The 26,027-nt window shown below is 73.4% G+C and carries 30 protein-coding genes; 17 read left to right on the forward strand and 13 right to left on the reverse strand.

Going from position 1 to position 26,027, the window contains the following annotated elements; genetic code table 11:
• Together BG452_RS33950 and BG452_RS33955 are read left to right on the forward strand one after the other, a co-directional pair.
• The coding region (locus BG452_RS33950) for a futalosine hydrolase (RefSeq protein WP_188308193.1) at window positions 1–499 on the forward strand (499 nt) is incomplete at its 5' end.
• Window positions 492–1,343: a 1,4-dihydroxy-6-naphthoate synthase gene (locus tag BG452_RS33955; protein WP_188308194.1), complete on the forward strand. Its 852-nt coding sequence runs from the start codon at window positions 492–494 to the stop codon at window positions 1,341–1,343. The genes BG452_RS33950 and BG452_RS33955, both read left to right, overlap by 8 nt.
• Window positions 1,344–1,357: 14 nt before the next feature.
• Here the strand turns inward: BG452_RS33955 and BG452_RS47880 are convergent, their stop codons facing one another.
• A complete protein-coding gene (locus BG452_RS47880; RefSeq protein WP_188308195.1) occupies window positions 1,358–1,741 on the reverse strand; it encodes a cold-shock protein in 384 nt (127 codons plus the stop codon).
• A 501-nt stretch (window positions 1,742–2,242) separates the two neighbouring features.
• On the opposite strand from BG452_RS47880, the gene BG452_RS33965 reads away from it, so the two are divergent.
• Window positions 2,243–2,482, forward strand: coding sequence for a hypothetical protein (locus BG452_RS33965; RefSeq protein WP_188308196.1), 240 nt, complete (start codon window positions 2,243–2,245; stop codon window positions 2,480–2,482).
• On the opposite strand, the gene BG452_RS33970 is transcribed toward BG452_RS33965, so the two are convergent.
• Window positions 2,479–3,108, reverse strand: a complete 630-nt coding sequence (locus BG452_RS33970; protein WP_188308197.1) for an HAD family hydrolase — start codon at window positions 3,106–3,108, stop codon at window positions 2,479–2,481. The two genes, BG452_RS33965 and BG452_RS33970, sit on opposite strands and share 4 nt — an antisense overlap.
• A 99-nt stretch (window positions 3,109–3,207) precedes the next feature.
• Here BG452_RS33970 and BG452_RS33975 point away from each other — a divergent pair, with 99 nt between their 5' ends.
• The 4 genes from BG452_RS33975 to BG452_RS33990 all read left to right on the forward strand — a co-directional run bounded on the left by BG452_RS33975 (window position 3,208) and on the right by BG452_RS33990 (window position 7,239).
• A complete protein-coding gene (locus BG452_RS33975) occupies window positions 3,208–4,239 on the forward strand; it encodes a FecCD family ABC transporter permease (RefSeq protein ID WP_188308198.1) in 1,032 nt (343 codons plus the stop codon).
• Between the two features lie 73 nt (window positions 4,240–4,312).
• Window positions 4,313–5,362, forward strand: a complete 1,050-nt coding sequence (locus BG452_RS33980) for a FecCD family ABC transporter permease (protein ID WP_188308199.1) — start codon at window positions 4,313–4,315, stop codon at window positions 5,360–5,362.
• Window positions 5,359–6,183 (forward strand): ABC transporter ATP-binding protein, encoded by an 825-nt coding sequence (locus BG452_RS33985; protein WP_188308200.1) that lies wholly within the window; start codon window positions 5,359–5,361, stop codon window positions 6,181–6,183. Before BG452_RS33980 ends, BG452_RS33985 begins: the two co-directional genes overlap by 4 nt.
• Window positions 6,184–6,252: 69 nt before the next feature.
• On the forward strand, window positions 6,253–7,239 hold the full coding sequence (locus BG452_RS33990) for an iron-siderophore ABC transporter substrate-binding protein (RefSeq protein WP_188308201.1): 987 nt from the start codon (window positions 6,253–6,255) through the stop codon (window positions 7,237–7,239).
• Window positions 7,240–7,307: 68 nt separating this feature from the next.
• Here BG452_RS33990 and BG452_RS33995 read toward each other — a convergent pair whose 3' ends face one another.
• Window positions 7,308–8,150, reverse strand: coding sequence for a helix-turn-helix domain-containing protein (locus BG452_RS33995; protein ID WP_188308202.1), 843 nt, complete (start codon window positions 8,148–8,150; stop codon window positions 7,308–7,310).
• A gap of 65 nt (window positions 8,151–8,215) precedes the next feature.
• Between BG452_RS33995 and BG452_RS34000 the strand changes: the two genes are divergently transcribed.
• Window positions 8,216–8,803, forward strand: a complete 588-nt coding sequence (locus BG452_RS34000; protein ID WP_188308203.1) for a TIGR03086 family metal-binding protein — start codon at window positions 8,216–8,218, stop codon at window positions 8,801–8,803.
• Between the two features lie 158 nt (window positions 8,804–8,961).
• On the opposite strand, the gene BG452_RS34005 is transcribed toward BG452_RS34000, so the two are convergent.
• Window positions 8,962–9,837, reverse strand: coding sequence for a LysR family transcriptional regulator (locus BG452_RS34005; protein WP_188308204.1), 876 nt, complete (start codon window positions 9,835–9,837; stop codon window positions 8,962–8,964).
• A 70-nt stretch (window positions 9,838–9,907) separates the two neighbouring features.
• On the opposite strand from BG452_RS34005, the gene BG452_RS34010 reads away from it, so the two are divergent.
• The gene (locus BG452_RS34010; protein ID WP_188308205.1) at window positions 9,908–10,285 is read left to right on the forward strand and encodes a nuclear transport factor 2 family protein; all 378 of its coding nucleotides are present in this window, start codon (window positions 9,908–9,910) and stop codon (window positions 10,283–10,285) included.
• Between the two features lie 140 nt (window positions 10,286–10,425).
• Here the strand turns inward: BG452_RS34010 and BG452_RS34015 are convergent, their stop codons facing one another.
• Together BG452_RS34015 and BG452_RS34020 are read right to left on the reverse strand one after the other, a co-directional pair.
• Complete coding sequence (locus tag BG452_RS34015) at window positions 10,426–10,686, reverse strand: hypothetical protein (protein ID WP_188308206.1); 261 nt, start codon at window positions 10,684–10,686, stop codon at window positions 10,426–10,428.
• On the reverse strand, window positions 10,683–11,054 hold the full coding sequence (locus BG452_RS34020; protein ID WP_188308207.1) for an ATP-binding protein: 372 nt from the start codon (window positions 11,052–11,054) through the stop codon (window positions 10,683–10,685). The genes BG452_RS34015 and BG452_RS34020 overlap by 4 nt, the downstream gene beginning before the upstream one ends.
• 271 nt (window positions 11,055–11,325) lie before the next feature.
• Here BG452_RS34020 and BG452_RS34025 point away from each other — a divergent pair, with 271 nt between their 5' ends.
• Together BG452_RS34025 and BG452_RS34030 are read left to right on the forward strand one after the other, a co-directional pair.
• Window positions 11,326–12,189 (forward strand): helix-turn-helix domain-containing protein, encoded by an 864-nt coding sequence (locus BG452_RS34025; RefSeq protein WP_223243136.1) that lies wholly within the window; start codon window positions 11,326–11,328, stop codon window positions 12,187–12,189.
• On the forward strand, window positions 12,182–12,376 hold the full coding sequence (locus tag BG452_RS34030) for a DUF397 domain-containing protein (RefSeq protein ID WP_188308209.1): 195 nt from the start codon (window positions 12,182–12,184) through the stop codon (window positions 12,374–12,376). Before BG452_RS34025 ends, BG452_RS34030 begins: the two co-directional genes overlap by 8 nt.
• 73 nt (window positions 12,377–12,449) lie before the next feature.
• Here the strand turns inward: BG452_RS34030 and BG452_RS34035 are convergent, their stop codons facing one another.
• Complete coding sequence (locus BG452_RS34035) at window positions 12,450–14,177, reverse strand: RICIN domain-containing protein (RefSeq protein ID WP_317621361.1); 1,728 nt, start codon at window positions 14,175–14,177, stop codon at window positions 12,450–12,452.
• A gap of 356 nt (window positions 14,178–14,533) precedes the next feature.
• Between BG452_RS34035 and BG452_RS34040 the strand changes: the two genes are divergently transcribed.
• Window positions 14,534–15,241, forward strand: coding sequence for a carbon-nitrogen hydrolase family protein (locus tag BG452_RS34040; protein ID WP_188308210.1), 708 nt, complete (start codon window positions 14,534–14,536; stop codon window positions 15,239–15,241).
• A gap of 89 nt (window positions 15,242–15,330) precedes the next feature.
• Here BG452_RS34040 and BG452_RS34045 read toward each other — a convergent pair whose 3' ends face one another.
• A complete protein-coding gene (locus BG452_RS34045) occupies window positions 15,331–16,395 on the reverse strand; it encodes an acyl-CoA desaturase (RefSeq protein WP_188308236.1) in 1,065 nt (354 codons plus the stop codon).
• Window positions 16,396–16,628: 233 nt separating this feature from the next.
• On the opposite strand from BG452_RS34045, the gene BG452_RS34050 reads away from it, so the two are divergent.
• Window positions 16,629–18,194, forward strand: coding sequence for a serine/threonine-protein kinase (locus BG452_RS34050; RefSeq protein WP_188308211.1), 1,566 nt, complete (start codon window positions 16,629–16,631; stop codon window positions 18,192–18,194).
• Between the two features lie 13 nt (window positions 18,195–18,207).
• Here BG452_RS34050 and BG452_RS34055 read toward each other — a convergent pair whose 3' ends face one another.
• The gene (locus BG452_RS34055; RefSeq protein ID WP_188308212.1) at window positions 18,208–18,828 is read right to left on the reverse strand and encodes a TetR/AcrR family transcriptional regulator; all 621 of its coding nucleotides are present in this window, start codon (window positions 18,826–18,828) and stop codon (window positions 18,208–18,210) included.
• A 69-nt stretch (window positions 18,829–18,897) separates the two neighbouring features.
• Between BG452_RS34055 and BG452_RS34060 the strand changes: the two genes are divergently transcribed.
• Entirely contained in the window at window positions 18,898–19,770 is an 873-nt protein-coding gene (locus tag BG452_RS34060) for an alpha/beta fold hydrolase (protein ID WP_188308213.1), read from the forward strand.
• A gap of 44 nt (window positions 19,771–19,814) precedes the next feature.
• Here the strand turns inward: BG452_RS34060 and BG452_RS34065 are convergent, their stop codons facing one another.
• Window positions 19,815–20,282, reverse strand: coding sequence for a hypothetical protein (locus tag BG452_RS34065; RefSeq protein WP_188308214.1), 468 nt, complete (start codon window positions 20,280–20,282; stop codon window positions 19,815–19,817).
• 83 nt (window positions 20,283–20,365) lie between these two features.
• A complete protein-coding gene (locus BG452_RS34070; RefSeq protein WP_188308215.1) occupies window positions 20,366–21,046 on the reverse strand; it encodes a hypothetical protein in 681 nt (226 codons plus the stop codon).
• A 110-nt stretch (window positions 21,047–21,156) separates the two neighbouring features.
• Here BG452_RS34070 and BG452_RS34075 point away from each other — a divergent pair, with 110 nt between their 5' ends.
• Window positions 21,157–21,783, forward strand: coding sequence for a TetR/AcrR family transcriptional regulator (locus BG452_RS34075; protein WP_188308216.1), 627 nt, complete (start codon window positions 21,157–21,159; stop codon window positions 21,781–21,783).
• A 58-nt stretch (window positions 21,784–21,841) separates the two neighbouring features.
• On the opposite strand, the gene BG452_RS34080 is transcribed toward BG452_RS34075, so the two are convergent.
• Window positions 21,842–22,687, reverse strand: coding sequence for a hypothetical protein (locus BG452_RS34080; RefSeq protein WP_188308217.1), 846 nt, complete (start codon window positions 22,685–22,687; stop codon window positions 21,842–21,844).
• Window positions 22,688–22,916: 229 nt separating this feature from the next.
• Between BG452_RS34080 and BG452_RS34085 the strand changes: the two genes are divergently transcribed.
• Window positions 22,917–25,418 carry a helicase C-terminal domain-containing protein gene (locus BG452_RS34085; RefSeq protein WP_188308218.1) on the forward strand — a complete coding sequence of 834 codons (2,502 nt, stop codon included), beginning with the start codon at window positions 22,917–22,919 and terminating at the stop codon, window positions 25,416–25,418.
• A gap of 17 nt (window positions 25,419–25,435) precedes the next feature.
• Here BG452_RS34085 and BG452_RS34090 read toward each other — a convergent pair whose 3' ends face one another.
• The gene (locus BG452_RS34090; RefSeq protein WP_188308219.1) at window positions 25,436–25,687 is read right to left on the reverse strand and encodes a hypothetical protein; all 252 of its coding nucleotides are present in this window, start codon (window positions 25,685–25,687) and stop codon (window positions 25,436–25,438) included.
• 103 nt (window positions 25,688–25,790) lie between these two features.
• Between BG452_RS34090 and BG452_RS47365 the strand changes: the two genes are divergently transcribed.
• A complete protein-coding gene (locus BG452_RS47365) occupies window positions 25,791–25,913 on the forward strand; it encodes a hypothetical protein (protein ID WP_262986089.1) in 123 nt (40 codons plus the stop codon).
• Window positions 25,914–26,027: the final 114 nt, after the last annotated feature.

Here is a 26,027-nt window from a genome sequence, read left to right on the forward strand (position 1 = left end):
CTCGGCCGGGATCGCCGGCGGCTTCGCCCCGCGGGCGGCGGTCGGCGCCACCGTGCTGGCCGGGGCGATCGTGGCCGCCGACCTCGGCGCCGAGACCCCGGAGGGCTTCGCCGACGTCACCGAGCTGGGCTTCGGCACCGCCCGGCACACCCCTCCCCCGGCCGTCGTCGCGCTGGCCGCCCGGGCCCTGGCGGCCCGTGCCGTCCAGGCCGTGACCGGCCCGGTGCTGACCGTCTCCACCGTCACCGGCAGCGCCGAGCGGGCCGCCGTCCTGGCCGCCCGTCACCCGGGCGCCGCGGCCGAGGCGATGGAGGGCTTCGGCGTCGCCGAGGCCGCCGCCCGCTTCGGCGTGCCGGCCTTCGAGCTGCGGACCGTGTCCAACCCGGTGGGCCCGCGCGACCGGGCCGCCTGGCGGATCGGCGAGGCGCTGGCCGCCCTGGAGCGGGCCTTCGCCGCACTGCCCGTCCGAGAACTGATCGAGGAGGCCGGCCGTGGCTGAACGGCTGAGCATCGCGTACTCGCCCTGCCCGAACGACACCTTCGTGTTCCACGCCTGGGCGCACGGTGACGTCCCCGGGGCGGACGCCCCCGAGGTGACCTTCGCCGACATCGACGTGACCAACGGCCTGGCCGAGCGCGGCGAGCTGGACGTGCTGAAGATCAGCTACGGCGCGCTGCCCTGGGTCCTGGAGGAGTACGCCCTGCTGCCCTGCGGCGGCGCGCTCGGGCGCGGCTGCGGCCCGCTGGTGCTCACCCTGCCGGGCGTGGACTCCCCCGCGGACCTCGCCGGGAAGACCGTCGCGGTGCCGTCCGAGCGCTCCACCGCCTACCTGCTGTTCCGGCTCTGGGCGGCGCGGGCGGTGCCGGGCGGCTTCGGCGAGATCGTCGTCCTGCCGTTCCACGAGATCATGCCCGCCGTCCGGGACGGCCGGGTGGACGCCGGTCTGGTCATCCACGAGGCCCGCTTCACCTACCAGCGGTACGGCCTGCACAGCCTGGCCGACATGGGCGAGGCCTGGGAGCGGGAGACCGGCCTGCCGATCCCGCTGGGCGCGATCGTCGCCAGGCGCTCGCTGGGCGCCGAGCGGCTGCGCGAGCTCGCCGAGGCGATCCGTGCCTCCGTCCGGCAGGCCTGGGCGGATCCGGCGGCCAGCCGGGAGTACGTGCTGGCGCACGCCCAGGAGATGGACCCGGCCGTCGCCGACCAGCACATCGGGCTGTACGTCAACGAGTTCACCGCCGACCTCGGCGAGGAGGGCTACGAAGCCGTCCGCGCGCTGCTCACCCGGGCCGCCGCGGAGGGGCTGGTGCCCCCGCTCGACCCGGGTGCGCTCGCGTTCTAGGAGCCGTCCGGGGATCAGACGTCGAACTGGTCGGCCACCGCGCGCAGCAGGCCGGCCAGCTTCTGGCCGGTCGGCTTGGCCGGGTAGCGCCCGCGCTGGAGGCCGGGCAGCACCGCGTCCAGGGTGGTGATCAGGTCCTGGACGATCGGCGCCATGTCGTCGGCGCTCCGGCGCTGGGCGGCGGCCACCGACGGCAGCGCCTCCAGCAGTTGCACGGACATCGCCTGATCCCCGCGATGGCCGGCGACCACGCCGAACTCGACCCGCTGGCCCGGCTTCAGCACGGTGACACCGGCGGGCAGCGCCTTGGTGTGGACGAAGACGTCGCCACCGTCGTCGCGCGACAGGAAGCCGAAGCCCTTCGTCTCGTTGAACCACTTGACCTGGCCGGTGGGCATCTCGAACAGTCCTCGAATGGGTGTGAGGGATCCCGGCTCTGGCCGGAGATCACTGGGTGGGGTGGGACATCAGACGGCCGACCTCGGCTCGGCGCCCGTGGGCGCTCACGGTCAGCGCATTGCCAGGAGCAGACTAACGGTCCGTCACTGCCTCATCAGCGTTCCGCGATGGATCCGCGCTCCGAGGCCCGGGCGGGCCGGCGGGAGCGCGGGGATCTCACGGTCACGGACGACCCGGTACTGGCACGGCCGGGGCGCGGTTCTGCGCGGTCCATCGGCTCACACCCCCGGGTCTGAGGACACGGGACGCACTGGTAGCGCCCCTCGGCACCCCGTGCATACCCCCGCCCAGCAGGGATCAAAACGCATCGCTGCCGGGAAACTGCGCAACGTGACCGAGTCGCTCCGGTGGGCCGCCGTGGCGGGCGTTCTGCCAGACTGGGGGCCGCGGACCGGGCCCCGACCTGGGCGGCCCGGCGCGACCCCAGGGAGTGAGCGGACGTGAGCAGCCAGAGCGCCGACCCCGGCGACGTGTACGTCAAGGCCGGGACGGTGGTCTTCGGCATCGGCGCGCTCGCCACCCTGGTCACCTTCGTGCCGCTGTTCCTGCACCTGACGCCGCTGCCGACGGCCATGTACTGGCTGAGCATGCTGATGCCGGCCGGGTTCCTGGCCGCGCTGACCGGGCTGTTCCTGAACGCCCGGGCCCAGCGCGACCGGGCGGAGCCCCAGCGGTCCTAGCGCGAGCCGAGGTGCCGCTCGAGCCACTCCGGGAAGCCGGTGAGGTCGGGCAGCACCACGTCCGCCCCGGCGGCGCTCAGCTCGTCCGCGCCGTACGGGCCGGTGGCCACGGCGACCGCGACGGCCTCCGCGTGCCGGGCGCCCACGATGTCGCCGAGGTGGTCGCCGACGTAGATGCTCGCGCCGTGCGCGCGCAGCGCCTCGCCCTTGGTCTCCGCCCAGAGGTCGCCGACGAGGACGTCCACGGTCAGCCCGGCGTGCTCCAGGTGGAGGCGGGCGTTGGGCTCGTACTTGCCGGTGATCACGGCGACCCGGCCGCCGTGGGCGCGGACCGCCTCGACGGCGGCGCGGGCGCCGGGCAGTGCCACGGTCGGGGCGAAGGCGTGGTCGCGGTAGAGCTCGCGGTAGCGGTCGGCGGCCCGCTCCGTCTCGTCCGCCGGGAACCAGTTGCGGATCTCGTCCAGCAGCGGCGGGCCGAGCCGGGTGACCACCAGGTCGGCGTCGACGTAGGTGCCGGTCTCGGCGGAGAGTGCCTGGTAGGTGGCCCGGATGCCGGGCCTGGTGTCCAGCAGCGTCATGTCGAGGTCGAAGCCGACGGTGAGCGGGGCGGGTGAGGTGGCGGGCATGCCGCCAGGCTACCCAACGGGCCCCGGGGCGGACGAGGCGATTTGCCCCGCCTCCGAGACGGAACTTAGGTTTACCTGAGTTTTCCGCGGAGAGGGCTCATGACCGACACCACCGCACCACCGGGCAAGCGGCGGACACCCCGTCACCGAACACTGTGGCTCGCCGTCGCGCTGGCCGTGCTGGCCGTCGCGGTGCTGCTGAGCCTCGCGGTCGGCAGCCGTACCGTGCCGCTGTCCGCGACGGTCGACGCGCTGCTGCACGGCGGCGGCTCCGCCGACGCGGTGGTGATCCGCGAGCTGCGGCTGCCGCGGACGGTCGTCGGGCTGGCCGTCGGCGCGGCGCTCGGGCTGGCCGGGGCCGTCATGCAGGGCCTGACCCGCAATCCGATCGCGGACCCGGGCATCCTCGGCGTCTCGCAGGGCGCGGCGGCGGGCGTGGTGGTCGCCCTCTCCGGCTTCGGGGTCTCCACCCTCACCGGGTACGTCTGGTTCGGCTTCGCGGGCGCCGTGATCGCCACCGTGCTGGTGTACGGCCTGGCCGGGCGCGGCCGGGGCGGGGCCACGCCGATCAAGCTGGCGCTGGCCGGCTCGGCGATGTCCGCGTTCATCGCCTCGCTGAACACCCTGGTGCTGACCACCGACGCGGCCACCATGGACCAGTTCCGGTTCTGGCACGTCGGCTCGCTGTCCGGCCGGACGGCGGACGTGGCCTGGCAGCTGCTGCCGTTCCTGGCCGTCGGCACCGTGCTGGTGGTGGCGGTGGCGCGCGGGCTGGACGCGCTGGCGCTGGGCGAGGACACCGCGAAGGGGCTGGGCGCGAAGACCGGCCTGGTCCGGGCGGTCGGCGCGCTCGGCGCCACCGTGCTGACCGGCTCGGCGGTCGCGGCGGCCGGTCCGATCGCCTTCATCGGCCTCGCCGTGCCGCACGCCGCCCGCGCGGTGGCCGGCGCCGACCACCGCTGGGTGCTCGCCTTCTCGGCCGTCCTCGGCCCGGCCCTGCTGCTGCTCGCCGACACCCTGGGGCGGGTGCTGTTCCCGCCGTCGGAGGTCCCGGCGGGTGTGATGACGGCGCTGGTGGGGGTGCCGGTGCTGGTGGTGCTGGTGCGCCGGCGGAAGGTGGTCGCGGCGTGAGCGAGCGCGGCGAGCGAACCGTCGAGGGGTGCGTGTGGGCGAATGCCCCCGCCGAGCGTAGCGAGGTGGGCGCATGAGTTCGGTGTCCCTGCGGGGGTACTCCGTGGTGCGGGCCGGGCGGGCCTCGTTCCTGCTGCACCGGCGCTCGGCGCTCGCCGCCCTGGGGCTGGTGGCGGTGCTGGCGGCGACGGTAGTGGCCTCGCTGTGCCTGGGCGAGTCGACCGTCTCGCCGGGTGAGGTCGTCAAGGTGGTGCTGGGGCAGCCGAGTCCGGACGAGCTGGTGGTCGGGGAGTTCCGGCTGCCGCGCGTGGTGGTCGGGCTGATGGTCGGGGCGGCGCTCGGGCTGGCCGGGGCGCTGGTCCAGACGGTGGCCCGCAATCCGCTGGCCAGCCCCGACGTGGTGGGTGTGACCTGGGGCGCGACCGTGACCGTGGTCGGGCTGATGGCGTACGGGGTGGTCGGCTCGACCGGGCAGGCGCCGTACGCGGCGGTCGGCGGCGGGCTGGCGGCCGGGCTGCTGGTGTACGCGCTGGCCTGGCGGCGGGGGCTGCACGCCCAGCGCTTCGTGCTGATCGGGATCGGGGTCAGCGTGGCGCTGTCCTCGCTGACCTCGGTGTTCCTCACCAAGGGGGACGGCTTCCAGGCGCAGGCCGCGAAGGTGTGGATGACCGGCAGTCTGAACGGCGCCGGCTTCGACCAGGCCGACCGGCTGGCGTGGGTGCTGCTGGCGGCCCTGCCGGTGGCGCTGTGGGCGGCGCGCGCTCAGCGGTCGATCTCCTTCGACGACGCGACGGCCGTCGGCCTCGGGCTGCGGCTGGACCGGATCCGGCTGGGCATGGCGCTGCTGGGCATCGTGCTGGCCTCCTGTGCGGCGGGCGCCGCCGGGCCGGTGGACTTCGTGGCGCTGATGGCCCCGCAGATCGCGCTGCGGCTGGCCCGCTCGGCGCAGGTGCCGCTGCTGTGCTCGGCGCTGACCGGCGCGCTGGTGGTCGTCCTGGCCGACCTGATCGCCCGGCGTCTGCTCGCCCCGACCGAGCTGCCGGTGGGCGTGGTGACCGGCATGGTCGGCGCGCCGTACCTGATGTGGCTGTTGATCCGATCCCGCCGTGGAGGCTCCCGATGACCGCTCACCGCTTGGAGGCCCGGGGCCTCACCCTGGCCTACGAGGCGCGCACGGTCGTCGAGGGCCTGGACGTGGGCATCCCGGACGGGCGGGTGACGGTGATCGTCGGCCCGAACGCCTGCGGCAAGTCGACGCTGCTGCGGGCCCTGGGCCGGCTGCTGAAGCCGGTGCGCGGCGCGGTGCTGCTGGACGGCGAGGAGCTGGCGCGGATCCCGACCAAGCGGATCGCCCAGCGGCTCGGCCTGCTGCCGCAGTCGCCGACCGCGCCGGAGGGCATCTCGGTGGCGGACCTGGTCGCGCGCGGCCGTCAGCCGCACCAGAGCTGGTGGCAGCAGTGGTCGGCGGAGGACGAGGCGGCCGTGGCCGAGGCGCTGGAGCGCACCTCCACGGCGGAGCTGGCCGAGCGCAGTGTGGACGAGCTGTCGGGCGGTCAGCGCCAGCGGGCCTGGATCGCGATGGCGCTCGCCCAGGGCACGGACATCCTGCTGTTGGACGAGCCGACCACCTACCTGGACATCGCGCACCAGGTGGAGGTGCTGGACCTGGTCCGGCGGCTGAACGTCGAGCGCGGCCGGACGGTCGTCGCGGTGCTGCACGACCTCAACCAGGCCGCCCGGTACGCGGACCACCTGGTGGCGATGCGGGACGGCCGGGTGGTCGCCGAGGGCCCGCCCGGCGAGGTGGTGACGGCGGAGCTGGTGCGGGAGGTTTTCGGGCTGGACTCGGTGGTGGTGCCGGACCCGGTGACGGGCACTCCGCTGGTCGTGCCGGGGGCTCCGTGGGCGGCGACGGCGGAAACCGCGGCGGCCGTGGACGCGTAACGGCCTTTCCAACGCTATTTCGGACATAATCGACGGGCCCCCGCAGCCCCACCGCCCGAGGACCCGCCGATGCCCCGGATCGCCCGCCGTACGTTCCTCGCCGGCCTCGGCGGGGCCGCGCTCACGGCGTGCACCGGCTCGGGGTCGAACACCGCTCGGCCGCCGACCACGGACGGCTTCGAGGCGAGCGGCTCGCCCTCCCCCACCCCGCTGCCGCCGGTGACGGTGAACGCCGCGACCGGGCCGGTGCAGGTGCCGGGCGCGCCGCTGCGGGTGGTCGTGCTGGACACCGACGTGCTGGACTCCGCGCTGACGCTGGGCGTCACCCCGGTCGGCGCCGCGCTCCCGGCCTCCGACACCCGCTTCCCCGGGTACTGGCCGGCCTCCCGCACAGCGGGCATCCGGCTGGTCGGCCCGGCCGGCGCGCCCGACCTCGGCTCCGTCCGCGCGCTGCGGCCGGACCTGATCCTCTCCAACCAGGCCCGCGACGGCGACCGGTACGAGCAGCTGCGGGAGATCGCCCCGACCGTGCTCACCCAGACCACCGGGGCGCCGTGGAAGGCGGACTTCCAGCTGCACGCCCAGGCGTTGAGCCGGGTGGCGCCCGCGGCGGCCTTCGTCACCGCGTACCAGAAGCACGCCGGGCAGGTGGCGGGGGCGCTGTCGGCGGCGAAGCTGTCGGGCAGCAGGGTGAGCCTGGTGCGCTTCGTGGCGGGCGGCGGGATCCGGCTGTTCGGGCGGCAGAGCTTCCCCGGGATCGTGGTCGCCGACGCCGGGGTGGGGCGGCCGGACGCGCAGAACGTCGACCAGTCGGACTTCGAGATCCCCCCGGACCAGCTCGGCAAGGCGGACGGCGACCTGCTGCTGTACGCGACGTACGGCGATCCGGTCACGGCGGGCGTCGGTGCGACGCTGGCGAGCCCGGGGTGGCAGGCGCTCGGCGCGGTCAAGGCGCACCGGGCGTTCCCGGTGGACGACCAGCTGTGGTTCCAGGGGATCGGGTACACCGGCGCCAACTTCATGCTGGACCAGCTGCAGCGCTTCCTCGGCGCGTAGCCGTCCGGAGGGGCGCGGTCGAACGGCATCGGTCGCGGCTACGGCTACAGCCACGGCTGCGACCTGGTTCAGGTCGAACTCGCGTAGCGGGCCGGGGGGATGCCGACCGTGGCGGTGAAGTCCCGGGTGAGGTGGGCCTGGTCGGCGTAGCCGAGTTCGACGGCGAGCGCGGCGAGGTCCAATCCCCCGCCCGCCGCGGCGCGTTCGGCGGCCTCGTGGAGCCGGGCGCGGCGCAGCACCCACTTCGGGGAGGCGCCGACGTACTCGGCGAACAGCCGCTGGAGGCGGCGGACGGTCAGGCCCAGCTCGCGGGCCAGGTCGTCCACCCGGCACAGGTCCGGGGAGCCGGTGATCCGCTCGACCATCGCGGCGACCTCCTCGGCGACCGGGTCGGGCGCGGGCAGCCGCGACAGGAGGAAGGCGTCGGCGGGCCCGGCGCCCGGCTCGGCCAGGAGCAGGGCGTTGCACCGGTCCACCTCGGGGCCGAAGTAGTCGGCGGCGGGCACGGAGCGGTCGGCCAGGGCGCTCACCGGGTGCCCGGTGAGGGGGCGGAAGGCGCCGGGGCGGAACTTCACGCCCAGCACGTGCCCGGCCCCTTCCAGGCGGCGGACGAAGAGCGAGCGGTCCACCCCGTAGACCCGGGCCCGCGGGGCCTCGAACACCAGGTGGACGTTCGGGTGGGCGAGCACCTTCTGCTCGTACGGCGGGCGGCCGGTGAGGTCCCAGCGGACCAGCCAGTAGAACTCCACGAAGCGCGCCACGGCGGGCGCGGGCGCGAGCCGCTCCACGCTGATCCGCTCGGCCGCCCGGGCCGGGTGGAGCACGCCGCGGCAGAGGTCGGTGCCGGGGGCGGGGGCGGTGCCGGGGGCGGGGGCGGAGTCGCTGCCGGGGGCGGGGCCGGGGTCGTCCATGGCGGCCAGGGTAGTCGTCGCGTTTCTTCAAGACCGGGCGGTGCGGCCCGGCGCAGGATGGCGGCATGAACGCTCACCCCCTGCACCCCCTGCTGGCCCGTGCCGCCGCTGCCGCCGCCGAGGTCGCCGCCGCCGTCCCCGCGGAGGTGGACTTGGCCGCGCCGACGCCCTGCGGGGAGTTCGACACCCGGGCGCTGATCAACCACTGGGTGCTCTACACCTCGCACGGCCTGGAGCACCGGGCCCGTCGCCTCGAACTGCCCGCCGCGCTGGTCGCGCGGGACTTCACGGCCGAGGCCGACTGGCGCCCGGCGTACGCGGCGCAGTTGGAGCGGGCGGTCGCGGCCTGGGGCGCGCCGGCCGCCTGGGAGGGGGACGTCGACCCGGGCGGTTCACCGTTCCCGGCGGTGGGGATCGCCCGGATGCTGATCCTGGAACTGCTGCTGCACGGCTGGGACGTGGCGCGGGCGGTCGGCCGGGAGATCGCGGTGGACGGGGAACTCGCGCTGCTGGTGGGCGAGATCGTGGCGGAGAACGCCGAACTGTTCCGCCAGTACGGGGGGTTCGCGGAGCCGGTCGCGGCGCCGGAGGACGCCTCGGCGTGGGAGCGCGCGTTGGCCGCCTCGGGGCGGGACCTGCGCTGGAAGGCCTGAGCCTGCCCGCCGTCGTCGTCGGCGGGCAGGCTCAGGAGCTGGTGCGTCGGGGCGGGTCGGATCGCGTCGCGTCGCGTCGCGTCAGCGAGGGTGTCCGCGAGCTTGAGGTAGCCGCGCTGGACGATCCACTTCTGGTTGGGGAGTGAGTCGTATGACGATCAGGCGGGCCGCATGGCCGCCGTGAGCTTGGCCCGGAGCAGGCGGACCGCCGGGGAGTGCTGATCGCGGCGGGCCACCAGCCCGAGGCGGGCAGTCGTACGGGCGTCGGTCAGCGGGACGGCCCGCAGGCCGGCGCCCTCCAGGGAGGAGGCGCTGAGCACCGCGACCCCGGCGCCGCGCTCGGCCAGCCGGAGCAGGGCCGCCGGGGAGCTGGCCTCGATGTCCACGCGCGGGTCCAGGCCCAGCTGGGCGCAGGAGCGGTCGTAGGCGGCGCGGAGCCCGGTGCCCGGGGAGAGGCAGAGGATCTTCTCGCCGCGCAGGTCGGCGATGGTCAGCCCGGTCCGGTCCAGGGAGTGCCCGACGGGGACGACGGCGGCGATCGGATCGTCCAGGACCACCCCGACCTCCAGCCCCTGCGGGACCTCCCCCGCGTAGCCGATCAGGGCGAGATCGAGGGCGCCGGCCAGGACCTGGGACTGGAGCAGGTCGGAGTGCCCCTCGTGCAGGCTCAGTTCGATGCCGGGGTGAGTACGGCCGAGGTCGGCAATGGTGTCCAGGAACGGCGGGATCGAACAGCCCATGATCATCCCGAGCCGGACCCGGCCCCGGACGGCGTCGGCGAACTCGGCGGCGGTGTGCTGAATGGCGTCCAGCGTGGCCAGGGCGTTCTTGGCGAGCGGGAGGATCGCCTCCCCGACCGGGGTGAGGCACACCCTGCGACCGGAGCGGTCGAGCAGCTGCTGGCCCAACTCTCGCTCCAGCTTCGCCACTTGAGAGCTGACACCGGACTGGCTGACATGCAGGCGGGCGGCGGCCGCCGTGAAGGAACCCTCGTCGACGACGGCGGCGAAGTAGCGCAGCTGGTGCATCTCCATAACTGATGATGATAGCTGGCATCGGATCTATCTGTTGGACGGATGGATGGAGGGGCGAAAGGATGGAGGCATGACGACGACGAAGAGTGCACGCGAGCTGGCCGAGACCTACTTCACCGCCTGGGAGGCGGGCGACTTCGACACCATCCGGGGCCTGCTGGCCGAGGACGTCGACTTCGTCGGAGCACTGGGCACGGCATCCGGGATCGAGGCGGCCCTCGGCGGGCTGCGGGGCCTCGGGCAGGTGCTGGAGAAGATCGACGTGAAGGTGCGGGTGGCGGAGGGGGATGAGGTCATCACCTGGTTCGAGCTGAACACCAGCATTGCGCCGCCGGCGCCGACGGCGAACTGGATGCACGTGGAGAACGGGAAGATCGCCCGGATCCGGGTGACCTTCGACCCGCGCGGACTGCTGGCGGGCTTCGAGAAGAAGGCTGAGGAGCACTGAGGGGGCGGGCAGAACAGCGGGGGCTGTTCGCGCTCAGGCGTCCTCGTCGGGCTGGGGCGGGGTCGCCCGGAGGGCGGTGACCACACCCAGGGCGACCGTGGCGATCGCGAGGGCGAGGAGCGTCGCGAAGGCGGCGGCGATCAGGAACCGCACGGGCGCTCGCGGTCTCGGTCGCGGTCGGCGTCGAGGAGCAGGGTGAGGAGGTTCAACAAGGTCGAGGCCGGGGCCGTGTTGAAGCAGACGAGCATGCGGCCGTCGAGGGTCCTGTCCGTGGTCGCGGAGGGGAAGATCAGGCCGAACTTGCGGCCGCGCTCGTGGAGTTCGGCGAGGAAGGTGAGGATGTGGTCCTCGGTGTAGGCCCGGATCCGGGGATCGGTGGGCTGCATGGGGTAGCGGTTCACGCGGCACCGTCCAGCTCGCACTCGAACCAGATGGTCTTGCCGCGCTTCTGGGGGTCGACGCCCCAGCGACTGGTGAGGGCCGCGACCAACTGAAGGCCCCGGCCGGACTCGGCGAGGAGGTCGAGCGGCGGGAGTTCGGGGAGGACCGGGCTCTCGTCGGAGACACCGACCCGGAGGGTGCGGGTGGTGACGGAGAGGATCTGGACGACCGGCGCGGGGGTGTTCGCGTGGTTCCAGGCGTTCACGATCAGCTCACCGAGGGCGAGTTCGGCGTCGAAGGTGCCCGAGGGCGGCCAGCCCAGGCGGAGCATGGCGTCCTGGAGGGACTGCCGGGCGAGGGTGAGGGAGGGCGTGTTGCACTGACGCATGGGAGATCTCCCGGCGTGAGGTGGGGTGGAGAACCGGCGGAAACGTCACCGTGAGCCAGGCCATGGACTAGAGAAGGACATGGCTGCTCTGCGGTGCTTGCTAGCAGGCATTACTGACGATCCGTCGGATCGATGTGACATTGACCATAACGCACGATGCCTGCGTTTTGAGGTCTGCGCCTAAAAATTCGCTCTATCGTGGCAGCGGCCAAGATGGACCTGCGCACCGCCAGCGCGGCACACTGGCCCCAGCACCGGCAGAGAGGACGCCATGCCCCTTCGCTCCAACCCGACTCTCCGTCAGCGCCGACTCGGCACTGAGCTGCGGAGAATGCGGGAGCAAGCCGGCCTTGGCGGCAGCGAGCTTGCCCGCACTCTCGGCATCAGCCCTGGACAGATGACGCAGATGGAGAAGGCGAAGATCGGCGTCAGCCCCGAGCGTCTGCGGACCGTCGCATCTGCCTGCAACTGCGCCAACCAGCCGCTGATCAATGCGCTTGCCGACATGGCTTCGGAGCGCGAAAAGGGCTGGTGGGAGAAGTATCGCGGGACTCTGACCATCGACTTCCTTGAGGTGGCAGAGCTTGAAAGCCGCGCCACGCGGCTGACCATCTGCACGACCACATTCGTGCCCGGTCTGCTGCAAACCAGCGACTACGCGTCGGCCGTGTTCGACCGGATCTTCCCTCCGCTGCCGCCACAGGACATCGCCACCAGGACTGCTTTTCGGATCAAACGACAAGAGGTCGTTCGATCCGGCGCGATTCCGTTCCAAGTATTCGTCCACGAGGCTGCGTTGCGGATGCAGTTCGGCGGCCCCAAGGTCCTTGCTGGTCAGCTCGGCTCACTCCTCGACAGCACTCATCAGCCTGGCATCTCAATCCGCGTCGTACCTTTCGCCGTCGACACCTTTCCGGGTTCCGGCGAGAACCTCACGTTCGCCGAAGGGCCTGTCCCCGAGCTGGACACCATCCAGATGGACGTAACCCAAGGCGCGCTCTTCTTCGACTCCCCAGCAGACTTGGCCAAGCACCGTGCGATCTTCTCTCGCCTGGACTCCAAGGCGCTCTCCGAAGAAGGATCACGTGAGTTCATTCGATCCGCCATGGAAGATGTGAAGAAGACGTATGAGTAGGTCACAGTGGCAGAAGTCCAGCTTCAGCGCCGCGAACAACGAGTGTGTGGAAGTTCGTATCGCCAATGGGGCAGTCGAACTCCGTGAGTCCGATGAGGGTGACACCGTCCTCCGCACCACCCCCGCCGCCCTCTCCGCCCTCCTCCACGGCGTCAAGGCCGGCGAGTTCGACCACCACTCGGCCTGACACCACGGCGGCCGGGCCACATTGCCGTGGCCCGGCCGCCGCCGTCATGCCGGTACCGACCGGCTACCTGTACCTACTTCAGCGGCGTGCCGCCCGCGTTGCGGTACGCGATGGTCTTGTTGATCAGGTTGTTGCCGTCGGTCTCGACCGCGGTCTGCTCCTGCTGTCCCGCACCGAACAGCAGCGCTGCGACGTGCGCGTTCGCCACCTGGTCCAGGTGCGACATGAGCCAGTCGACCTTGTCGTCCTTGTAGTGGTTGAGGGTGTTGTTCTGCGCCATGTTCCCCACCGGGATCTGCCACAGGACCACCGGCTTGCCCACCGACTCGGCCATCGTCTTGTAGAACGTCAGCGCGGCAGTGGCCTTCTGGTCGTTCCAGAAGGTGTCACGGCCACCGTTCTCCGGCTTCGCGTACCAGCCCGCGTCGCGGTCCACCACGTCGGAGACCAGGAAGTCGGCGTTCTTCGCGCCCAGTGCCGCGTAGTCCTTGACGCATCCCTGCGTGTTGGTCGTCCAGTCCCAGCAGGTCAGGTGGAACCCGGCGCCCACGTTCGGCGCGTACTTGTGGGCCATCGCGATCATGCACTGGGCCAGGCCGGCGGCGCTGTTCTCCTGCGATCCGCAGTCCGCCGGGTTCGAGGCCGTGACCTGCGCGCCAACCTTGTGCGGGTCACCGAGCGAACGGACGTAGCCCCAGAAGTCGGGCTCGATGTCGATCATGTCCTGCGACGTGCCGATCTTCTGGAGGAAGAAGCGGTAGTCGTTCAGGTAGCGGGTGAGCAGGTCGGCCCGGTTGATGGCGACGACCTCGCCCGGGCCGTCGCCCTGGCCCGCCATGTCCCCCAGGTCGCGCAGCGAGTACCAGGTCCAGAAGTACTTCTGCGGGCGCGGCTTGCCCTGGTAGGTGGCCTGGGCCACGTGTTGGTCGCCCCAGGTCACGTAGAAGCCGGGCGCGGTGGTCTCGCCGGTCCAGCAGCCCCACCAGCTCGACCATTCGGCCTTGCAGCGCGAGGCCGTGTAGTAGTCGGAGGAGGGGGCGGGCTGGCTGTGCACGTAGTTGTACCGCACGTCGAAGGGCGCGGCGATCGCCGCAGCGTCGTTCATCGAGCCGCCGATGAGCACCGTGCTGCTGCCCATGAAGCGGGTCGCCACGTTGCCGCCACCGCCACCGCCACTGCCGCCGGCCGGTGCCGGTACCGACGAAGGTGCCGACGACGGAGCCGATGACGGGTGGGTGCCGCCCGGGGCCTGGCCGGTGGGAACGGGGTGGCCCGCAGTGGTGGGCTTGGCGGAGTTGGTGGGCACGGCGGGAACGGTGGGCACGGCCCCGGCGCCGGGGTCGCCCGCGGTCCCGGTGCCGCCGGCGCTGCCGACCGGGACGAGCTGCCACTGCTGGTTGGCGCCGCCCCAGTCCCAGTACTGGGCGATGCGGCCGCCATCGGCCTTGGATCCGTCCTGGACCTCGACGGCCATGCCGCTGTGGCGGTTGATCAGCCGCACGTAGCCGTCCGAGGACTTCTCCAGGTGGAACTGCTGGTTGGCGCCGTTCAGGTCGTGCCACTGGACCATGGTGGAGCCGGCGGTCTTCGACCAGCCGTAGTCGTCCAGGACCTTGCCGGAGTTGCGGTTCTGCAGCCGGTAGTTGCCGTCACCCGCGTCGATGAACCGCCACTGCTGGTTGGTTCCGTCGTGACGGGCCCACTGAACCGCCGGCGCGCCGTCATTGGTGGCGTAGTTGAGGCCGTCCAGCGCCTCGCCGCTGTTGCGGTTGACCAGCATGTACCAGGGCTTCGTGTCCACGTCCACGGTTCCGGCCGAGGCCGTGTTGACCACGACCACCGAGCCGCCCACGACCGCGAGACCGACGGCCGCCCAGAAACCCCGGCGCTGGTACAGCCGACGGCGGCGGTGCGACTGCCGTCCCTCGGCAAGGGCCGAACCGGACGACGGGCGACGCCGACGGCCACGGCCCCCGGCGGGAGACGCCTCCGACGACATGGAGGGGCGAGGGGACATGTCGATGCTCTCTTTCAGCCGCTGCCTCTGACCCGACCGCCTGGCCGGACGACACCTGGTTGTCGCCGGTCCCGGAAAGGTTGCCGCGGCCCGGAAGATTTTTCGGCGCCGCACACCGGCCACGCGCGATGCTGGACACCATGAAGATCGCCGCAGCTCAGCTGTCCTGCACCCCCGCCGACATCCCGGCCAACGTCCGGCACCTCACCGCCCTCGCCGAGCAGGCCCGCTCCCAGGGCGCCGAGCTGATCGTCTTCCCCGAGTTCGCGCTCACCGGCTACGAACTCGAAGCCCTGGCCGCCGCCCCCCACCTCTGGACCGCCCCCGACGACTCCCGCCTCGACGCCCTCCGGGCCACCGGCATCGCCACCGTCGTCAACTGCGCCGTCCCCACCGACGGCCCCCGGCCCGCCATCGGCACGTACGTCTACGGGCCCGACGGCGCGCTGATCACGAGCTATCTCAAGCAGCACCTCTACGAGCACGAGCAGGGCGTCTTCACCCCCGGCGACCAGGACGGCCGCTTCGAGCTCGGCGGCCTCCGCTTCGCCCTCGCCACCTGCTTCGACAACCACTTCCCCGACCTCACCGCCCGGGGTGCGGCCGACGGTTGCGACGTCCACCTCGCCAGCTCCCTCTACGGCACCGGCAACGGCATCCACGAGCGGGCCACGATCTACCCGGGCATCGCCGAGTCCACCGGCATGCACGTCGTGCTGGCCAACCACGTCGGCCCCTCCGGCCCCTGGACCGGCTGCGGCGGCGCCGCCCTCTGGGCCCCGGACGGCACCCTCCTCGCCGAGGCCGACGACCGCACCACCACCGTCGCCCTCGCCGACATCCCCTAGCGGGTCCGGAGCAGGACGTCGGCCCGCCCGACTTCCTGCTCCAACCGGCGCCCTTGAGGGGACACCGGCACCTCCGGGCCCGCCCCGCCTCAGCCGCCGGAGCGGATCGGCTCGCCCGTCCGGTGCAGGTGGCCGAGGATCTCGCGGTACGAACGCAGCAGGCCGGTCTCGTAGTACGGGATGTCCTTCTCCGCGCAGAACTCCCGGGTGATCCGGGCGGCCCGCCCGAGCGCGGGGGTCGGCATGCTGGGGAACAGGTGGTGCTCCACCTGGTAGTTGAGGCCGCCCATCACCGAGTCCAGCACCGGGCCGCCACGGACGTTGCGCGAGGTGAGCACCTGGCGGCGCAGGAAGTCCAGCCGCATCTCCGGGGTCACCATCAGCATGCCCTTGTGGTTCGGGGCGAAGACGCAGCCCAGGTACACGCCGAACAGCGCCTGGTGCACGGCGATGAAGGCCACCGCCTTGCCGGCCGGCAGCGCGGCGAACACCAGGCCGAAGTAGGCCACGAAGTGCACGACCAGCAGCACACCCTCCAGCACCGGACGCTTCACGGCGGGGCTGCGCAGCGCGCGGAAGCTGTTGAAACTCAGGTTGAGGCCCTCCAGCAACAGCAGCGGGAAGAACAGGAACGCCTGCCGGCGGCCGATGAACCGGGCGAGGCCGCTCGCCTGCCGGGCCTGCCGCTGCGACCACACCACGAGGTCCGGCGAGACGTCCGGGTCGCGCTCCTCGTGGTTGGGGTTGGCGTGGTGGCGGGTGTGCTTGTTCATCCACCAGCCGTAGCTCATGCCCATCAGCAGGTTGGCGGCGATCCGCCCGCCGATCTCGCTCGGCCCGCGACGGCTGAACACCTGGCGGTGCGCGAGGTCGTGCGAGAGCAGGGCGACCTGGGCGAACACCACGGCCATCACCGCGGCCAGGACGAGCTGCCACCAGGTGTCGCCGATCTCGAACAGCGCCCACCAGCCGTCGAGGAAGGCGAAGAGCACCAGTCCGATGCGCACGGCGTAGTAGCCGGGGCGGCGGTCGAGCAGGCCCTCGGCGGCGATCCGGCGGCTCAGCTGGGCGAAGTCGCTGCCGCCGCCCTCCGGCTGCGGAGCGGGCGGCGCGAGGGCGGTGGGGGCCGCGGGGGCCGGCGCGGCCTTGCTCATCGTCACGGGCTGTGTGGGCATGCCCCGAGTCTGCTGCGCCGGGCGGGCCGGCAGAACGGGGAAGGCACCCCTCCCGTACGGGTGTTAACCCCCGCACCACCATGGCGCCCGCAGGTCGTCCGGCATGTGGACTGCCGGCCCCGGGCGAGCGGCCTCCGGTTGATCCACCCGAAGCCGTACCCGTACTGTCGGCACGCGGTGACATCGGGGGCGATCGAGAGCGGGGCGGGGCCGTGACCGAAGAGGCGATACCTGGGCGGTTGGTCGGCCGGCGCTACCGGCTCCTCCGGCAGCTGGGCGCGGGCGGCTTCGGGCGGGTCTGGCAGGCCCACGACGAGACCCTGGGCATCGACGTGGCCGTCAAGCAGCTGTGGCTGCCGCCCGCGACCTCCGAAGGCGAGCGGGCCGAACGGCTGGCCCGGGCCGAACGCGAGGCGCGCAACGCCGCCCGGCTGCGCGACCGGCCGCACATCGTGGCCGTCCACGACGTGCTGGTCGAGGACGGCATGCCGTGGATGGTGATGCAGCTGGTGTCGGGCGGCTCGCTCGGCGACCGGCTGGCCGCGCACGGGCCGCTGCCGGTCGAACGGGCGGCCGTGGTCGCCCGCGCCCTGCTGACGGCCCTCGGCGCCGCCCACGCGGCCGGGGTGGTGCACCGGGACGTCAAGCCCGCCAACGTCATGCTGGCCGACGACGGCGACGTCCTGCTCGCCGACTTCGGGATCGCCGTCCACGAGGCCGACTCGACGCTCACCGTGACCGGGGCGTTCGTCGGCTCGATCGAGTACATCGCCCCCGAGCGGGCGCGCGGCGTGGACGGGCAGGCCGCCTCCGACCTGTTCTCCCTCGGCGTCACCCTGTACCAGGCCGTCGAGGGCGTCTCGCCGTTCCGCCGGGAGTCGGCGACCGCCTCGCTCACCGCCGTCCTGTTCGACCCGCCCGAGCCGCCCCGCAACGCCGGCCGGCTGGCCCCGCTGATCCTCGCCCTGCTGGCCAAGGACCCGGAGCAACGGCCCGGCACCGCGCAGGCGTTGGCGATGCTCGACCAGTCCGTGCCGGACCGGCCCACCGCCCTCGACCAGCCGCTGCCGGCGCCGGCGCCGGCCACCGCCCTCGACCACCCGTTCCCGGCCGCGCCCGCCGAGGACGAGGACCGGGCGGATCAGCTTGGGGTGACGTCGGCGTCGGAGACCCCGGCGTCACGGCCCTACCTGACGATCGCGGTCGCGGTCGCCGTCGTCGCCGTCCTGGCCGGAGCGATCTGGCTGCTGGCGGCCTCGCGGCCCGGGGACGGCAAGGCCAAGCAGCCCGCGACCGGGGCCGGGGCCGCCTTCCCCGCGCCGCCGTCGGGCAGCCCCTGGCGGGGCCCGTCGCCGAGCCCGTCAGTCGGCCTCCCGGACCTCCCGACGCCCTGCGACATCCCCTCCGCCACCGTCGACAAGCTCCGGCTCACCAACCACGGCAAGGAGGACGTCAAACCCGAGCGCCGCCGGTGCGACTGGTGGACGGACGGGTCCGCCCAACTCCCGTACAACTTCGCCAGCGCGCAGACCTACCGGACCGGATACAGCGCCCATCCGGGCTCGCACCCGGTGCGGGTCGCGGACGCCGTCACCGCGCAGGAGTACATCGACAAGTTCAACGACCCCCACATGACCCTCTGCCGCGTCGAATGGTCCACCGCCAACGGCGGCTTCGCGTCCGCCGTGGTGCAGGCCAGCAACGCCGACGACAGCAGCCACCTCTGCGAGTACGCCGAGCAGTGGGCGAACGGGTTGTATCAGAGCCTGCCCCACTGACCGTCACCGGCCGTCACTGACCGCACGGTGTCCGGAACAGCTCGTCCAGGTGGTGGGTGAGCACGGCCAGCGCCTGCTCACCGGTGCGCTGGCCACCGAGCACGCTCGACCCCAGCCCGTTGACCATCGCCAGCAGCCCGGCGGCGGCCATCTCGACGTCCCGCTCCGGCGCGATCCCGCCCGCCTGCTGGGCGGCGCGCAACTGCTTGACCAGGAAGCCCTCCAGCACGACTGGCGGCTGCGCCGCCCGCTGCTCCAGCACCTCGGGGTCGCCGAGCACCAGCGTGTAGTACGCCGCGTACGTCCGGGTGATCCGACGGCTCTCGGCGTCCGTCGGCAGGATGCAGGAGAGGATCGCGGTCACCACCTCGCGGGGGGCGCGGGCCTCGCCGATCCAGCGTTCCATCCGGGCCTGGAGCTGGGTTCCGAGCCGGGCGAGGGCGTCCAGCAGCAGGCCCTGCTTGGTCGTGAAGTAGTACTGGACGAGGCGCAGTGAGACACCGGCCTCGGTCGCGACCGCCCGCATGCTGGCCGACTGGAGGCCCTGGGTGTCGGCGATCCGCAGCAGGGCCTCGGCGATCTGCCGGCGGCGCTCCTCGTGGTCCACCTTCCCAGCTCCTGGTTTCTCGGTCATGACGTGGCCTCCATGGTTCGCCCTCGCACGCTTGGTACACCCGTATCATGCCTGTGATACACATGTACCATGCGAATCAGCGAGTTCACGAACGCCAAGGCCGAAGCCCGCTTCCGCACCGCGTACGAGCGCGCCCTGACCCAGCTCTGGCCCGGCCCGCGCACCGCGCTCGACGTCCCCACCGGCTTCGGGACCACCCGCGTCCAGCGCACCGGCCCCGCCCCCGGCCGGCCGATCGTGCTGCTCCCCGGCTCCGGCGGCAACGCCCTGATGTGGCACGCGTACATCGAGCGGCTCGCCGCCCACCACCCCGTCATCGCCGTGGACACCATCGGCGAACCCGGCGCCAGCGTGCAGACCGCCCCCATCAAGGACGGCCAGGACGCCGCCGACTGGCTGGAAGAACTCCTCACCGCCCTCGACGTCCCCACCGCCCACCTGGTCGGCTGCTCCTACGGCGGCTGGATCGCCCTCCACCACCAGCTCCGCCACCCCGGCCGGACCGCCACCCTCACCCTGGTCGACCCGGCGGGCCTCGCCGACGTCGGCCGGCGCTTCTACACCTGGATCATCCTCGGCGGCCTCGCCGCCCTGGCCCCGCGCGCGCTCCGCCCCCGGCTGGCCCGGGCGGTCGGCAACAGCGCCATCCTGGAGGCCGAACTGATGACCCTGATGCGCGCCTCGACCGGCTTCCGCCGCCGCCTGCCGCTCGCCGCCCCCCTCGACGACCCGGAGCTGGCCCGGCTCAGCGCCCCCGCGCTCTTCCTGCTCGGCGAGCGCAGCGCCCTGCACGACGCCCGGGCCGTCGCCGAGCGGCTGCACCGGCTCGTTCCGGCGGCCCGGGTCGGGATCGTCCCCGGCGCTGGGCACTCGCTGACCACCGACGACCCGGCGGCCGTCCTCGACGGGATCCTCACCATGGCCTCGTCCCAGGCCAGTTGACCAGCCCCTCCTCGGCTGGATCCTCACCACGGTATCGCCCCAGGTCAGTTGACCAGCTCGTCCGCGACGGGCCCGTCCGCGAGGACCATCGGCCAGTCGTCCTCGGCGGCCAGCAGGACGTCCAGCGGGGTGCCGGGCGCGCCGGTGAACACGGCGGTGGCCTCGGAGAACCGGCCGAGCCGGACCGGGACGGTCACCTCGGCGGACAGGACGACGGCGGCATCCGGATCGACGGCCGAGCGGACCGGGAAGTCGGCCGGATCGGCCTCCACCTGCTCCAGCGCGTACGGGTAGACGGCGATCGACACCGCCAGCCGGTCGCCCACCCGGGTGCGCTCGGCCCAGCCGTCGGTCGGCAGCAGGAAGAAGGCGCCGTCGCCCTCGTAGCAGTACGAGCCGAGCCGGTCCAGCGCCCGTTCGCCGGGGGTGCCCTCGGGGTCGACGACGAGGACGGCGACCTGGGCGTCCGGGTCACTCGGGTCGAGGCCGGCACGGACGTACAGACGGGCCACGGGGAACCTCCGGGTCGCGGAACGGAAACAGGCCCGCCGGCCGCCTCCCACAAGGGAGTTGGACGACGGGCCGCGGGCCCACGCTACCGTCGGGCCGCCTGGCCCCGCGCCTCCCGGCGCTGCGCCACCTGGCGGCGGACCGCCCAGGCCGCCCCGCCGAGGATGAAGCCGTAGACGGAGACCAGCCCGTGGCCGTTGTCCTGGGCGAGCCACATCGCGAGGCCGAGCACCGGGACGCCGGCCGCCAGGGCGATCTCCTTGGGGAGGCGGGTGCGGGTGAGGAAGGCGAGGGCGAGGGTGGCGCCGAGGAAGTAGGTGGCGCCGGAGCTGCCGGCGAAGTTGCGGGGGTCGGTGCTGGGGCCGTCGCCGAAGCCGAGCAGGTCGTCGATGCGGCCGGGCAGCACGATGCCGGCCAGGAAGAAGCCGAGGGTCAGCGGGCCGCCCCAGTACCACTGGGCGAGCGCGGCGACGGCGGCGAGGGTGACGAGGTTCCACAGGTCGCCGAAGAGGCCGCCGTTCTGCATGAACACCGAGGTGAACTCGCGCCACCAGCCGGACTTGGCCGGGTCCGCGTCCAGCGCGTCCATGGCGCCGGACCACACCAGCTGGAGCAGCACGCCGCCGACGGCGACGGCGGTCAGGGCGATCGCCGCCCACGGCAGCGGCCGCGAGCGCAGGGTGTCGCGACCGACCACGCCCAGCCCGCAGTTGACCATCATGACCATCAGCGCGGCCGTGGTCACGTTGAAAAGGATCGCCCCCATGGTCTTGCCCCTCCCCGGATCCGGCGCTTTCCAACGCCGTTCGAAAACCTGATGGAGCAAAGCTAGCACAGTTTTCGAACGGTGTTGGAAAATGTTGTACGGTGGATCGCATGAAGCTCACCAAGGACCGCATCGTCGACGCGGGCATGGCCGTCTTCGCCGAGGTCGGCTACCAGAACCTGTCGATGCGCCAGGTCGCCGACCGCCTCGACGCCCATGCGGGCAGCCTCTACTACCACGTGCGCGGCAAGGACGAACTGCTCGCCCTGATGGCCGACCGGGTGTGCCGCCAGGCCTACGACGCCGGCACCGAAGCCCTGGCCGCCCTCCCCGCCGACGCGCCCTGGCAGGACCGCGTCGAGGCCCAGGCCACCGCCCTGCGCCGGAGCATCAAGCAGCACCCCGGCGGCGCCCAACTCCTCGCCGAGAGCCCCGGCATGCTCAGCACCGGCGCCCTCTCGCTGATGGAACGCCTGCTGCGCACCCTCCTCGACGCCGGCCTGCCCGCCGAGCACTGCGGCATCGCCGCCGACATCCTGCTCAGCCACGTCACCGGCTTCGCGCTCCAGGAACAGAACCAGCCCGCCACCCAGCCGACCGTCAGCGCCGAGTTCTACGCCGAACTCTGCGAGCGGTTCCCGCTGGTCATGGGCGAGTTGATCCCGCGCCTGGGGCAGGACGAGAAGTTCGCCCGGAGCCTCGACCTGCTCTGCACGGGCTTCACGGCGCTCTCCTAGCCGAACCGCCGCCGACGCGACCGTCCCCCACGCGGATGCGGCGGGCCGGTCACCGCACTCAGCCCTGCTGCGGCGGACGGCGGCGCAGACTCAGCAACAGCAGGACCACCGCCGTCAACACCGCCGAGGTGCGCAGCACCCCCGGGGCCATCGACCAGCTGAACTGACCCAGCGGGGAGCCGGCCTGCACCCCGGCGCCCCCGCCGGCACCGCCGGCACCCGCCTGCTTGGCGTGCTGCATCGCGAACAGGGTGCTCGCGCTCATCGTCACCAGCGGAATCCCCAGGATCACGAACTTGCGCGTCAGATCCGAGAGTTGACGGGACAGATAGCCCAGCCCCCAACCCGCCAGCATGGCCGGGAAGAACCCGGACACCGCGCCGCCGACCAGCAGCCCGCAGGACAGCAGGATCAGCGGGGACGGCTTGCGCGCGCCCTTGCCCGCACCTTTGCCCGCCCCCTTGCCCGCAGTGGCGACGGGCGCGGCCTTCGCCCTCCGCTGCCGCTTCGACGGCTTCGCCCCGGCCTGGTCCACCTGCTGCCGCGCCGCCTCCTCCTCAGCCGTGCGCTGCTCGGGGACCGGCTTGGGCGCGGGCTGCGGCGTGTCCGAGAAGTCCAGCATCGTCATCGTCCACGGGCTCGAACTCTGCACCGTCGGCGGCGGGATCACCTCCCCGCCGCCCCCGGGCGAGGTCACGCCCGGCAGGTCCAGCGACACGTTCGGGATGCCACCCGTCAGCGCGGCCCCGGCGGCACCCGCCGGCGGGCCGTACACGCTGTCCTCCGCCGGCCCGGCGGCCGGCGGAGCAGCCGGAGGAGGCGGTGCGGACGGCGCGGACGGCGCCGCCGCCCGCGCCCGCTCGCTCCACGGCCCGCTCTTGCGCCACCACTCGCCGTCCGTCATCACCGACACCCCGCCTCGCCCACGCCGCCCGCCGCACCGCGGCGACCGCCCACCGAACCGCCCTCGGCCGTGACGGTACCCACCGTGCCCCGCCCGCGCGAGTCCGCCACGACCACCAGCGAACACGACCACCGGCGAACACGACCACCGGCGAACCGACGGCGTACGCAGCCCGCGGCCCGCCCCACGAGCGCACCCGCCGTCCGCGCTCCCGACTAACCTAGGTCGAATGACCACACAGCAGGGCCCTCAACGCCAGAGCAGGACGCCCGTCGGCCCCCGCACCCTCGCCGAGGAGCTGCGCGCCCGCCCCGACGACGCCCTCGCCGCCCTGCTCCGCGCCCGCCCCGACCTGCTGAACCCCGTCCCCGGCGACCTCACCCAGCTGTCCGCCCGCCTGTCCTCGCGCGCCTCCGCGCTGCGCGCCCTGGAACGGCTCGACCGGTTCACCCTGCAGGTCGCCGAGGCCCTGGCGACCGCCCCGGACGGCACCTCCCTGACCACCGTCCGCACCCTGCTGACCGGCCCGGCCAAGGTCAAGCCGCACCCCGGCGCCACCCCGCTCACCCCGGCCGACCGCTCCGCCGTCGCCGCCGCCCTCCCCCGCGCCATCGCCGCCCTGCGCGACCGGGCACTGCTCTGGGGCCCCGACAACGCCCTGCGGCTGGTGCTCGCCATCCGCGAAGCACTCGCCCCGACCGCCGCCAACCCCGGCCGCACCGGCCTCGGCCCGACCCTCGCCGAGGCCACCACCGGCATGTCCCCGGCCCGGCTCCAGCAACTGCTCGCCTCCGCCGGACAGCCCGCCACCCCGGACCCGGTCACCGCCGTCGCCGCCCTGACCGCCCAGCTCACCGACCGCACCCGCTGCGCCGCCCTGCTCGACACCGCGCCCGAGGCCGCGCTGCGACTGCTGGACCGGCTGGTCTGGGGGCCGCCCACCGGCACCGTCCCGGACGCCACCCGCCCGGTCACCGCCGAGGACGCCCAGAGCCCGGTCGAATGGCTGCTCGCCCGCGGCCTGCTGCTGCCCACCAGCCCCGGCAGCGTCGTCCTGCCCCGCGAGCTGGCCCTGCACCTGCGCGGCGGCCGCACCCACCGCACCGTCGAACCGCTCCAGCCCGAACCCGCGCCCGCCGCCGCGCCGCGCGATCCACAGGCTGTGGACAACGCCGCGGCCGGCCAGGCGCACACCGCCGTCAAGACCGTCGAAGAACTCCTGGAGACCTGGGGCCTCACCCCGCCGCCCACCCTGCGGGCCGGCGGCCTCGGCGTACGGGACCTCAAGCGCGCCGCCCAGACCCTGGAGACCACCGAGCAGCAGGCCGCCTTCTGGCTCGAACTCGCCTACACGTCAGGCCTGCTGGCCCCCGACGGCGAAGCCGACGAATGCTGGGCGCCGACCCCCGGGTACGACAGCTGGCTGCAACTGGACACCGCCGAACGCTGGTCCGTCCTGGCCCGCGCCTGGCTCGCCGCCACCCGCGTCCCCGCCCTCACCGGCACCCCCGACGGCAAGGGCAAGCCGCGCGCCGCCCTCGGCCCCGAACTCGACCGCACCCTCGCCCCGTCCGTACGCCGCGCCGCCCTCGCGCTGCTCGCCGAACTCCCGCCCGGCACCCCCGCCACCGCCGCCGAACTGCTGCCCACCCTGCGCTGGCAGCGCCCGCTGCGCGGCGGCCCCACCGGCCCGGACGGCCACGAGCTGCGCGACGACCTCACCACCTGGACCCTCGCCGAGGCCGAACTGCTCGGCATCACCGGCCGCGGCGCCCTCGCCGCCCCCGCCCGCGCCCTGCTCACCGCCGAGTCCGACCCAGCCGAGGTGCTCGCCCCGCTGCTGCCCCAGCCGCTGGACCACGTCATCCTCCAGCCGGACCTCACCGCGATCGCCCCCGGCCCGCTGCTCACCCCGCTCGCCCAGGCGCTCGCCCTGTGCGCCGACATCGAGTCCAAGGGCGGCGCCACCGTCTACCGCTTCACCCCGACCTCGGTCCGCCGGGCCCTGGACGCCGGCCGCACCGCCGCCGACCTGCAGGCCTTCCTGGCCCAGCACAGCCGCACGCCCGTCCCCCAGCCGCTCGCGTACCTGATCGACGACGTCGCCCGCCGGCACGGCATCCTGCGGGTCGGCGCCGCCTCCTCCTACCTGCGCTGCGACGACCCCGCGCTGCTCAACGAGGTGCTCGCCGACCGCCGCGCCGCCGACCTGCGGCTGCGCCGGCTCGCCCCCACCGTCCTCGCCTCCCAGGCCGCCCCCGACGTCCTGCTCGCCGCCCTGCGCACCATGGGCTACGCCCCGGCCGCCGAGTCCGCCGAGGGCGACGTCCTGATCACCCGCCCGGACAGCCACCGCACCCCGCCCCGCACCGCCCCCACCCCCGTCCCCGACGGCCCGCCCGCCCCCGACGACACCCTCCTCGCCGCCGCCATCAAGGTGATCCGGGCCGGCGACCGCGCCGCCACCGCCACCCGCCGCGAACCCACCCCCGACCCGCGCCAACTCCCCCGCACCGCCGCCGCCGAGACCCTCGCCGCCCTCCAGACCGCCGTCCTCCTCGGCGAACGCATGTGGATCGGCTACCTCAACGCCGAGGGCATCGCCAGCCAGCGCATCATCGACCCGGTCAAGGTCGAAGGCGGCTACGTCACCGCCTTCGACCACCACGCCGACGAACTGCGCACCTTCGCCCTCCACCGCATCACCGGCGTCGCGGAGCTGGACGAATAACAGCGAGTGACGGAGCGTCAGTGCCCCTGCGAATCCTTCATCTTCTGCTTGACGGCCTGGTCCGCCAGGCTGCCGATCTCGCCCTGGCCGACCGGCAGCGAACCGCCGCCGACCTGGTCGGCGATCAGGAAACCGGGGGCGGCCAGCAGGCCGCCGGGGCCCTCGCCGATGCCCGCGAGGGCGTGGGCGGAGCCCGCCGAGGAGGCGGTGGCGGCGAAGGCCGTGCCCATCAGGGCGAGGGCGGTGAGAACGCGCTTCGAGTTCTTCATGGCCGGTTCAACGAGTGAGTACGGACCGTGGTCACTCGAAGGAATCGACGAGCGGCCGCACCGGGCGCACTCCGGGAACAGGGGGTTCCCGACGGCACCCATCATGCTCGGCGACCTGATCGGCGAAGTGCAGGGCCAGGACAAGCTCGACGGCATCGTCGGCGTCCTCGGGTTCGGCACCGACGCGGGCGGCAAGTCCAGTGGCAAGTTCTACGCGGGGGAGTAGCCCGGTAGCCCGCGGAAACAGCCCGACACGTTCCGCGCGGAATGAGCGACACTGGAGGGTCTGCGTCAGACCCAGTCAGTCAGGGTCAATCCGACCTGTCAGCCAGTGGAGGGC

Source organism: Streptomyces sp. CBMA123, assembly GCF_014596465.1.
Lineage (GTDB): Bacteria > Actinomycetota > Actinomycetes > Streptomycetales > Streptomycetaceae > Kitasatospora.

Excerpts from the sequence above, each read along its gene's own strand:
- BG452_RS34045 (WP_188308236.1), bottom strand. The coding sequence starts at position 16,395 with ATGAGCAAGGCCGCGCCGGCCCCCGCGGCCCCCACCGCCCTCGCGCCG.
- BG452_RS33985 (WP_188308200.1), top strand. The coding sequence starts at position 5,359 with ATGACCGCTCACCGCTTGGAGGCCCGGGGCCTCACCCTGGCCTACGAG.
- BG452_RS34090 (WP_188308219.1), bottom strand. The coding sequence starts at position 25,687 with ATGAAGAACTCGAAGCGCGTTCTCACCGCCCTCGCCCTGATGGGCACG.
- BG452_RS34030 (WP_188308209.1), top strand. The coding sequence starts at position 12,182 with ATGAGTAGGTCACAGTGGCAGAAGTCCAGCTTCAGCGCCGCGAACAAC.
- BG452_RS34080 (WP_188308217.1), bottom strand. The coding sequence starts at position 22,687 with ATGACGGACGGCGAGTGGTGGCGCAAGAGCGGGCCGTGGAGCGAGCGG.
- BG452_RS34060 (WP_188308213.1), top strand. The coding sequence starts at position 18,898 with ATGCGAATCAGCGAGTTCACGAACGCCAAGGCCGAAGCCCGCTTCCGC.
- BG452_RS33980 (WP_188308199.1), top strand. The coding sequence starts at position 4,313 with ATGAGTTCGGTGTCCCTGCGGGGGTACTCCGTGGTGCGGGCCGGGCGG.
- BG452_RS34025 (WP_223243136.1), top strand. The coding sequence starts at position 11,326 with ATGCCCCTTCGCTCCAACCCGACTCTCCGTCAGCGCCGACTCGGCACT.
- BG452_RS34020 (WP_188308207.1), bottom strand. The coding sequence starts at position 11,054 with ATGCGTCAGTGCAACACGCCCTCCCTCACCCTCGCCCGGCAGTCCCTC.
- BG452_RS34085 (WP_188308218.1), top strand. The coding sequence starts at position 22,917 with ATGACCACACAGCAGGGCCCTCAACGCCAGAGCAGGACGCCCGTCGGC.
- BG452_RS34070 (WP_188308215.1), bottom strand. The coding sequence starts at position 21,046 with ATGGGGGCGATCCTTTTCAACGTGACCACGGCCGCGCTGATGGTCATG.
- BG452_RS34010 (WP_188308205.1), top strand. The coding sequence starts at position 9,908 with ATGACGACGACGAAGAGTGCACGCGAGCTGGCCGAGACCTACTTCACC.
- BG452_RS34040 (WP_188308210.1), top strand. The coding sequence starts at position 14,534 with ATGAAGATCGCCGCAGCTCAGCTGTCCTGCACCCCCGCCGACATCCCG.
- BG452_RS34055 (WP_188308212.1), bottom strand. The coding sequence starts at position 18,828 with ATGACCGAGAAACCAGGAGCTGGGAAGGTGGACCACGAGGAGCGCCGC.
- BG452_RS34075 (WP_188308216.1), top strand. The coding sequence starts at position 21,157 with ATGAAGCTCACCAAGGACCGCATCGTCGACGCGGGCATGGCCGTCTTC.
- BG452_RS47365 (WP_262986089.1), top strand. The coding sequence starts at position 25,791 with ATGCTCGGCGACCTGATCGGCGAAGTGCAGGGCCAGGACAAGCTCGAC.
- BG452_RS34000 (WP_188308203.1), top strand. The coding sequence starts at position 8,216 with ATGAACGCTCACCCCCTGCACCCCCTGCTGGCCCGTGCCGCCGCTGCC.
- BG452_RS34005 (WP_188308204.1), bottom strand. The coding sequence starts at position 9,837 with ATGGAGATGCACCAGCTGCGCTACTTCGCCGCCGTCGTCGACGAGGGT.
- BG452_RS33975 (WP_188308198.1), top strand. The coding sequence starts at position 3,208 with ATGACCGACACCACCGCACCACCGGGCAAGCGGCGGACACCCCGTCAC.
- BG452_RS33970 (WP_188308197.1), bottom strand. The coding sequence starts at position 3,108 with ATGCCCGCCACCTCACCCGCCCCGCTCACCGTCGGCTTCGACCTCGAC.
- BG452_RS47880 (WP_188308195.1), bottom strand. The coding sequence starts at position 1,741 with ATGCCCACCGGCCAGGTCAAGTGGTTCAACGAGACGAAGGGCTTCGGC.
- BG452_RS33990 (WP_188308201.1), top strand. The coding sequence starts at position 6,253 with ATGCCCCGGATCGCCCGCCGTACGTTCCTCGCCGGCCTCGGCGGGGCC.
- BG452_RS33995 (WP_188308202.1), bottom strand. The coding sequence starts at position 8,150 with ATGGACGACCCCGGCCCCGCCCCCGGCAGCGACTCCGCCCCCGCCCCC.